Source organism: Microcystis sp. M079S1 (assembly GCF_020246425.1).
GTDB lineage: Bacteria > Cyanobacteriota > Cyanobacteriia > Cyanobacteriales > Microcystaceae > Microcystis > Microcystis aeruginosa.
The window spans coordinates 1-7395 of sequence record NZ_JADBSZ010000103.1; the positions used below are offsets into that span (position 1 = coordinate 1).

General features: G+C 45.9%; 5 protein-coding genes. All 5 read left to right on the forward strand.

Annotated elements, in window-relative coordinates; translation table 11 throughout:
* The first annotated feature begins 260 nt into the window (after window positions 1-260).
* The 5 genes from IM456_RS06265 to IM456_RS06285 all read left to right on the forward strand — a co-directional run bounded on the left by IM456_RS06265 (window position 261) and on the right by IM456_RS06285 (window position 6999).
* Window positions 261-761 (forward strand): bifunctional nuclease family protein, encoded by a 501-nt coding sequence (locus IM456_RS06265; RefSeq protein ID WP_061432090.1) that lies wholly within the window; start codon window positions 261-263, stop codon window positions 759-761.
* A 631-nt stretch (window positions 762-1392) separates the two neighbouring features.
* The gene (locus IM456_RS06270; protein WP_287692996.1) at window positions 1393-2520 is read left to right on the forward strand and encodes an aldo/keto reductase; all 1128 of its coding nucleotides are present in this window, start codon (window positions 1393-1395) and stop codon (window positions 2518-2520) included.
* 132 nt (window positions 2521-2652) lie between these two features.
* On the forward strand, window positions 2653-3732 hold the full coding sequence (gene fba / locus IM456_RS06275) for a class II fructose-bisphosphate aldolase (protein WP_045358622.1): 1080 nt from the start codon (window positions 2653-2655) through the stop codon (window positions 3730-3732).
* Window positions 3733-3923: 191 nt separating this feature from the next.
* The gene (ctpA, locus tag IM456_RS06280) at window positions 3924-5162 is read left to right on the forward strand and encodes a carboxyl-terminal processing protease CtpA (RefSeq protein WP_149986840.1); all 1239 of its coding nucleotides are present in this window, start codon (window positions 3924-3926) and stop codon (window positions 5160-5162) included.
* A 562-nt stretch (window positions 5163-5724) separates the two neighbouring features.
* The gene (locus tag IM456_RS06285) at window positions 5725-6999 is read left to right on the forward strand and encodes an ABC transporter substrate-binding protein (protein ID WP_287692997.1); all 1275 of its coding nucleotides are present in this window, start codon (window positions 5725-5727) and stop codon (window positions 6997-6999) included.
* Window positions 7000-7395 lie beyond the last annotated feature (396 nt).

Here is a 7395-nt window from a genome sequence, read left to right on the forward strand (position 1 = left end):
GAAATGGGGCGAAAGTCTGTGGACTCTGTGTAAGACAGTACATGGTTTTTTAACTGTGGTATGCGACGGTGGTGGAAGCAGAAACTTAAATCGTGAGGTTTAGGAATCGCCGCACTTTTAGGGCGGCGAGGATGTCAATAAAGATGAGGCTAATCTCTGCCATCTTAGGGCATACTGTGAGTGTAACTAAGCACTATATTACTCAGGTTGCTTTCCCACTCCTTCCCTAGCTGAATCTCTATCTTGGAGAAGCCATAGTCATGATCGAAATGAAAGTCGCTGGAATTGCCCTAGACGCTATCACTCGCAGTCCCATTGTACTGCTGAAGGATGGTTCCGAGCGTCGCGCCCTACCTATCTACATCGGACAAGATCAGGCTAAGGCCATTATCACCGTCCTCGAACAACAAAAACCCCCTCGTCCCCTCACCCACGATTTGATCGCTAATATTTTTAAAGTTTGGGATATGGATTTAGAAAAGATTATCATCCATTCTCTCCAAGATAATACCTTTTATGCTGTTCTCTGTCTCCAGCGCGGCGAAGTCAAAAAAGAAATCGATTGTCGTCCCAGTGATGCGATCGCTATTGCCCTGCGTACCAACAGTCCCGTCTGGGTAATGGAAGAAGTGATCGCTTCCGCTTCTATTCCCGTCGATCGTGACGCGGATGAAGAGGAACGTCAAGCTTTTCGCAATTTCGTCTCCAATCTTAGCCCCTCAGACCTGATCCAACGTCGCGGTGATTTTAGTGATCAGTGAAAATTCAGGAGATAGGAGGGAGATAGGGGTTTAGGGGTTTAGGGGTTTAGGGAAATTTCAGCCAAATGCTCCACTTCCCCACTTCCCCACTTCCCCACTTCCCCACTTCCCCACTCCCCCACTTCCCCACTCCCCCACTTCCCCATCACCCCACTTCCCCACTTCCCCACTTCCCCACTTCCCCACTTCCCCACTTCCCCACTTCCCCACTTCCCCATCACCCCACACCCTCTTTCAAGTCAGGAGCCAGTAGTCAGTAGTCAGGAGAATTAAGAATGAGCATTAATCAATTAAATGCTCTATTTAGGGATTTTATGCAATTTTATGCCTATTTTTCTCATTTTTGAACTCTCAAAAATTAATTATGCAAGAACTCTACTGATAACTGATAACTGATAAGGCTCTTCTGGTTTCTGTGTGGAAATGAGGTCTATACTGATAGTTTATTTAACAAAATAGTCCTAAAAGTCTTTCCCAGTAAACATTTCACGATTTCATAAGCAAAAATTATCACACAAAGTCGAGAAGAGCCCTGATAACTGATAACTGATAACTGATAACTGGTAACTGATAACTGATAACTGATAACTGGTAACTGATAACTGATAACTGGTAACTGATAACTGAATCAATGCGTTATCGACGATTTGGCCGTACTAATTGGCAATTTTCGCTGTTTTCCCTGGGGACAATGCGCTGTTTGTCCTCAGAGTCGGTGTTTACCGCAACAGTTGATCGCGCCCTAGAATTGGGGATTAATCACCTAGAAACGGCCAGAGGTTACGGTAATAGCGAAGTTTTTCTCGGTCGCTACCTGCAGCGTCAAGGGGTGCGGGAGCGGGTTTATCTGACTACGAAATTAGTCCCCACTCCCGATCGCCAAACTATGGAAAAAGCGATCGCCGAATCCCTAGAACGATTACAATTAAATTACCTCGATTGTCTAGCAATTCACGGTATTAACACCCGCGAGCATTTAAACTGGATTAAAGACCCGCAAGGCTGCATGAAAGCCGTTTTTCTGGCCCAAGAAGCTGGAAAAATCGGTCATATTGGCTTTTCTACCCATGCACCCCTAGAAATTATTCTGGAGACGATCAATACAGATTTCTTCGCTTTTGTCAATATCCATTACTATTTTTTTTGGCAAAGACAGCAACCGGCGATCGCTTTAGCCCAAGCAAAGGACATGGGTGTGTTTATTATTTCCCCTGCTGATAAGGGAGGGGGTCTCCACAGACCTCCCAAGAAGCTAGAGGAATTATGCGCTCCTTTTTCACCCTTAGAGCTAAATTATCGCTTTTTATTGAGCGATACGCGCATTACTACCCTCAGCGTCGGGGCAGCGATACCAGAGGAATTAGAGACAATTATTAACGTATGCGAAGGAGATCAGCCCCTAGATGCGGCAGAAATTGCCGTTTTTAAGCGTTTAGAGGCACATTTAACCGATAAATTGGCTACAGATTTATGTAGCCAATGTTATCAATGTTTACCCTGTCCCGAAAATATTAATATCCCCGAAGTGTTGAGACTGCGAAATCTGGCAGTAGCTTACGAAATGACCGATTTTGGCCAGTATCGCTATCGAATGCTGGAAAATGCCGGTCATTGGTTCCCCGGACGCAAAGCGAATAATTGTACTGAATGCGGTGATTGTTTACCTCGCTGCCCGGAAAAATTGCCGATTCCCCGGCTGTTATTTGATACACACGAACTACTTAACGGGCCGCTGCGACGGAGATTGTGGTCATCTTAGGACGAAACTGGGAAAAATTTTTTTTGGGGATCGTCAAAGTGTAAAAACTATCTTAAGATTAACAGGTAAGAGAATTAACTTTCTTGAATTTAAAGAGACAAAAAACAAGAAATAGATTAAGGAGTAAAGGATATGGCACTCGTCCCCATGCGGTTATTGTTGGATCACGCGGCTGAGAACGGATATGGCATCCCCGCTTTTAACGTAAATAATATGGAGCAGATCCAAGCGATCATGCAAGCGGCGGCAGCCACCGACAGCCCCGTTATCCTACAAGCTTCTCGCGGTGCGCGCAAATATGCAGGGGAAAACTTCCTGCGTCACTTGATCACCGCCGCGGTGGAAACCTATCCTCATATCCCCATCGTGATGCACCAAGATCACGGTAATGAACCCGCCACCTGCTACTCGGCGATCCGTAACGGTTTCACCAGTGTCATGATGGATGGTTCCTTAGAAGCGGATGCCAAAACTCCCGCCACCTACGAGTACAACGTTAACGTTACTGCTGAAGTAGTAAAAGTTGCTCACTCGATCGGTGCTAGTGTGGAAGGGGAACTCGGTTGTTTAGGTTCCTTAGAAACCGGTAAAGGAGAAGCGGAAGATGGCCACGGTTTTGAGGGAGAATTAGATCACTCGATGCTGTTAACCGATCCCGATGAAGCAGTAGATTTCGTCGAAAGAACCCAAGTAGATGCTTTAGCAGTAGCCATTGGTACTAGCCACGGCGCTTACAAATTTACCCGCAAACCCACCGGCGAAATCCTCGCTATTAGCCGCATTGAAGAAATTCACAGCCGTTTACCCAATACCCACTTGGTCATGCACGGTTCTTCCTCTGTCCCCGAAGATCTCCTCGAATTAATCAACCAATTCGGTGGCGCTATCCCCGAAACCTACGGTGTTCCCGTGGAAGAAATCCAAAAAGGCATCAAGAGTGGTGTGCGTAAAATCAATATCGACACCGACTGCCGTTTAGCAATTACCGCCGCAGTTCGTGAAGCACTATTCAGCAACCCAAAAGAGTTTGATCCCCGTTTCTTCCTGAAACCCTCGATCACCTATATGCAGAAAGTTTGTGCCGATCGCTATCAACAATTTGGTACCGCCGGTAACGCCAGCAAAATCAAACAAATGTCCCTCGATGACTACGCAGCCAAATATGCTAAAGGGCAATTAACCCAAGTCAGCAAAAAAGTTGTGGCTGTCTAGTAGCTGAACAATTAAGCGATCGCTTAATGGCACCGATCTAGTAGAATTTTTTGGGGTAGTTAACCATAACTACCCTCTTTTTTATGGGAATCCCTTGAAGGGAAAGAGTTACCAGATAAGAATCGATTTCAGAGAAAAGACTATACTGAAAATAATCAGCAGATCAGCACTTGATTTATAAGAGAAGCAAGATGAGAAAAAAATCGTTGTGGGCGGGATTATTGGTGGGATTTTGGTTTTGTCTGACTTGGATGGCATGGACACCCACAGCAGCCGCCTTTAGCGAAGAACAAAAATTACTACTCCAATCCTGGCGATTAGTCAACCAATCCTATTATGATGACACCTTTAATCATCAAAACTGGTGGCAGGTGCGGGAACAATTCATCAAAAAACCCCTCAACGATCGGACGGCGGCCTACAATGCGATCGAACAGATGTTAGCTACTCTCGATGAACCTTTTACCCGTCTCCTGCGACCGGATCAATACCATAACCTACAAATTAGCACCACGGGGGAATTATCGGGGGTAGGACTGCAAATTAATATCAATCCCGACAATGGTTACTTAGAAGTAGTTGCCCCCCTTGCCGGTTCTCCTGCTGAGGCCGCTGGTTTGACTAGCCACGATCGCATTTTGTTTATTGATGGCATCGATACCACTACTTTAACCCTCGACGCGGCGGCGGCCAAAATGCGCGGCACCCCCGGAACAGAAGTTTCCTTAGTCATTCTTCCCGATCAAAAAAGTCAAACAAAAACCCTATCTTTAACCCGTCAACGCATTTCTTTAAGTCCAGTAGTAGCGGTTTTGGATAAAAATTCTAGTTCCTTGCCGATCGGTTATGTGCGCTTAAATCAATTTAGTGCTAACGCTGCCAAAGAAGTCTCGGAAGCGGTGACGAACCAACAAAAACAAGGAGCCAAGGGTTATATTTTGGATCTAAGAAATAACCCCGGTGGTTTACTGCAAGCGGGCATAGAAATCGCTCGGATGTGGATTAATCAGGGAACGATCGTTTATACGGTTAATCGTGAGGGAATTGCCGATAGTTTTGCCGCTTCTGGCAATGCTTTAACTGACGCGCCTCTAGTCGTTTTAGTCAATCAGGGAACCGCCAGCGCCAGCGAGATTTTAGCTGGAGCATTACAGGACAATCAGCGAGGGGTTTTAGTGGGAGAAAAGACTTTCGGTAAGGGATTAATTCAGTCCTTATTCGAGTTACCCGATGGGGCAGGATTAGCGATTACCGTCGCCAAATATGAAACTCCCGGCCACCATGATATTCATAAGTTAGGAATTATGCCCGATCAAGTGGTGGCACAGGAACCGATCACATATCAGGAAATCGGCACCGAAAAAGATAGTCAATACCAAACGGCGATTCAGTTTTTAAACCAGAACACCGTTTTAGCCAAAGCTTCCTAAGTGGGGTTTTCAGTTATCAGTTACCAGTTATCAGTTATCAGTTATCAGATGCGAGTTTTCAGGATTCTTCGTTACTTGGTAAGCTAAACGGCTTTTACTTCGGATCACCGATATAGACTCCAAAAGGGTTATAGCTGTTGGATCATGCAGGTTAAGCGCCGTTTAGCTTATAGTTCGATCGGGGGGCATAAATCGACTAAATCCTTATCTGGCAAGAGACTTAATTGATTAGTTCGTTAGAGAGGGAAAACAATTAACAAAGATCGCATCAATGTCTTTATATATAAGGGTTTTATCCCTTATAGCCCCGTTTATTGCCTAAGACAAACAAAAAGAACCGTTTTCAGTTTACTGTTTACTGTTTACTGTTTACTGATCACTGAAAAAACTTCCCACACCCCACACCCGACGGCATAGGTCGAACAAATTAGCCATTTTTTCCATCAATATCTAATTAAGATGGAAACCTGTTTGATTTTAAGAGAATGCTAACATCGATTAGAATTTTCCCAGTCCGGGCTTTTCCGTCTTCCAACCTTGACTCATCCTTGATCTTACCGCCATGCAGAGATATATTCGATCGCCCCTAGCCCTAACCCTGAGCATCAGCCTCTTAGCTAATTTTTTAACCGCTTGTAATAATGCCCAAATCCCTGCCCCCGGTGATGAGGGACTAAAATTAGGGGCTTTACTGCCCATTACCGGAGATTTAGCCGCCATTGGTCAAAATATGCCCGAAGCAGCTGCCCTAGCGGTGGAGACTATCAATGCCTGTGGTGGAGTCAATGGCAAACCCGTCACCCTCGTGAAAGAAGATGACCAAACCGACCCCGCCGCTGGTGCTTCAGCGATGACGAAACTAGCGGAGGTGGATAAAGTAGCCGGTGTGATCGGTTCCTTTGCCAGTAGCGTCTCAGGAGCAGCCGTCGATGTGGCGGTGAGAAATAAAGTTATGTTAGTCTCTCCGGGTAGCACCAGTCCTGTATTTACTGACAGGGCGAAAAAAGGCGATTTTAAAGGTTTTTGGGCGCGGACGGCTCCCCCGGACACCTACCAAGCTCAAGCTTTAGCGGTCCTAGCTAAGAAAAAGGGTTTTCAAAATGTGGCCACCGTCGTGATCAATAACGATTACGGAGTCGGATTTGAACGGGAATTCGTGAGCGCTTTCGATAAATTAGGCGGCACGATCACTAATAAGCAAAATCCCGTCCGTTATGACCCGAAAGCTGCCACTCTCGATAGTGAAGCGGCGGCTGCCTTCGCTAATCAACCGGATGCTGTAGCGGCAGTCCTTTACGCTGAAACGGGCAGTTTATTACTGCAAGCCGCCTATAAACAGGGATTGACCAAAGGAGTTACCGTCCTCCTCACCGATGGGGTTTATTCGGAAGATTTCACCAAACAGGTGGGGAAAGGAACCGATGGTAAGTCAATTATTGCTGGGGCCCTAGGCACGGTCCCCGGGGCCGACGGTCAAGCTTTAAGTGCTTTTACTACTCTCTGGAAAGAAAAAACCGGCAAGGATGTCACCGCTTTTGTTCCCCATACTTGGGATGCGGGGATTTTATTGATGTTAGCGGCTGAGGCGGCTAAATCTAACACGGGTGAAGGGATTCAAAGCAAGATTCGTGAGGTGGCTAACGGTCCGGGGACGGAAGTAACCGATGCTTGTCAAGCTATGGAAATGATTCGCAAAGGCGAAGATATTAACTATCAGGGGGCCAGTGGCAATGTGGATATCGATGAAAATGGCGATGTGGTCGGTAGTTACGATGTCTGGACTGTTAATGATGACGGCACTCTCAAGGTTATCGATCAGGTGACACCCAATCAGTAATTAGGGTCTGCTGAATAAGTCCCCAGAGGGAATCTAGGAGCCACACAGTTGGCAAAATGGTAATTTCGTCGCTTAGTTTCTGAATTTTATCTGGCGTTCTCGCGTAGCGAGCGCTTTGCGTTCGCTAATAAAAGTGCAAGGGTTTTGAGTCCCTCGGATCGATTTCTCAACGTTTGTTTCTGGCACTTTTTTGGCTAAAAAAGTGCCAGAACCCTTTTCTGGCAAGGCTTTCACTGATATTCAGCAAACCCTAGATAGGGCTTGCTGAATAAATCTAAAAAGCTTGTTGGATAAGGTTTTTAGGCTTTTTTGACCTCAAAAAGTGCCTAGCATTGGAGTGATCGGGGGTAAAATTCCGGGACTTTTTCCCTGAAAATTAGGTAATTGACCACCTGA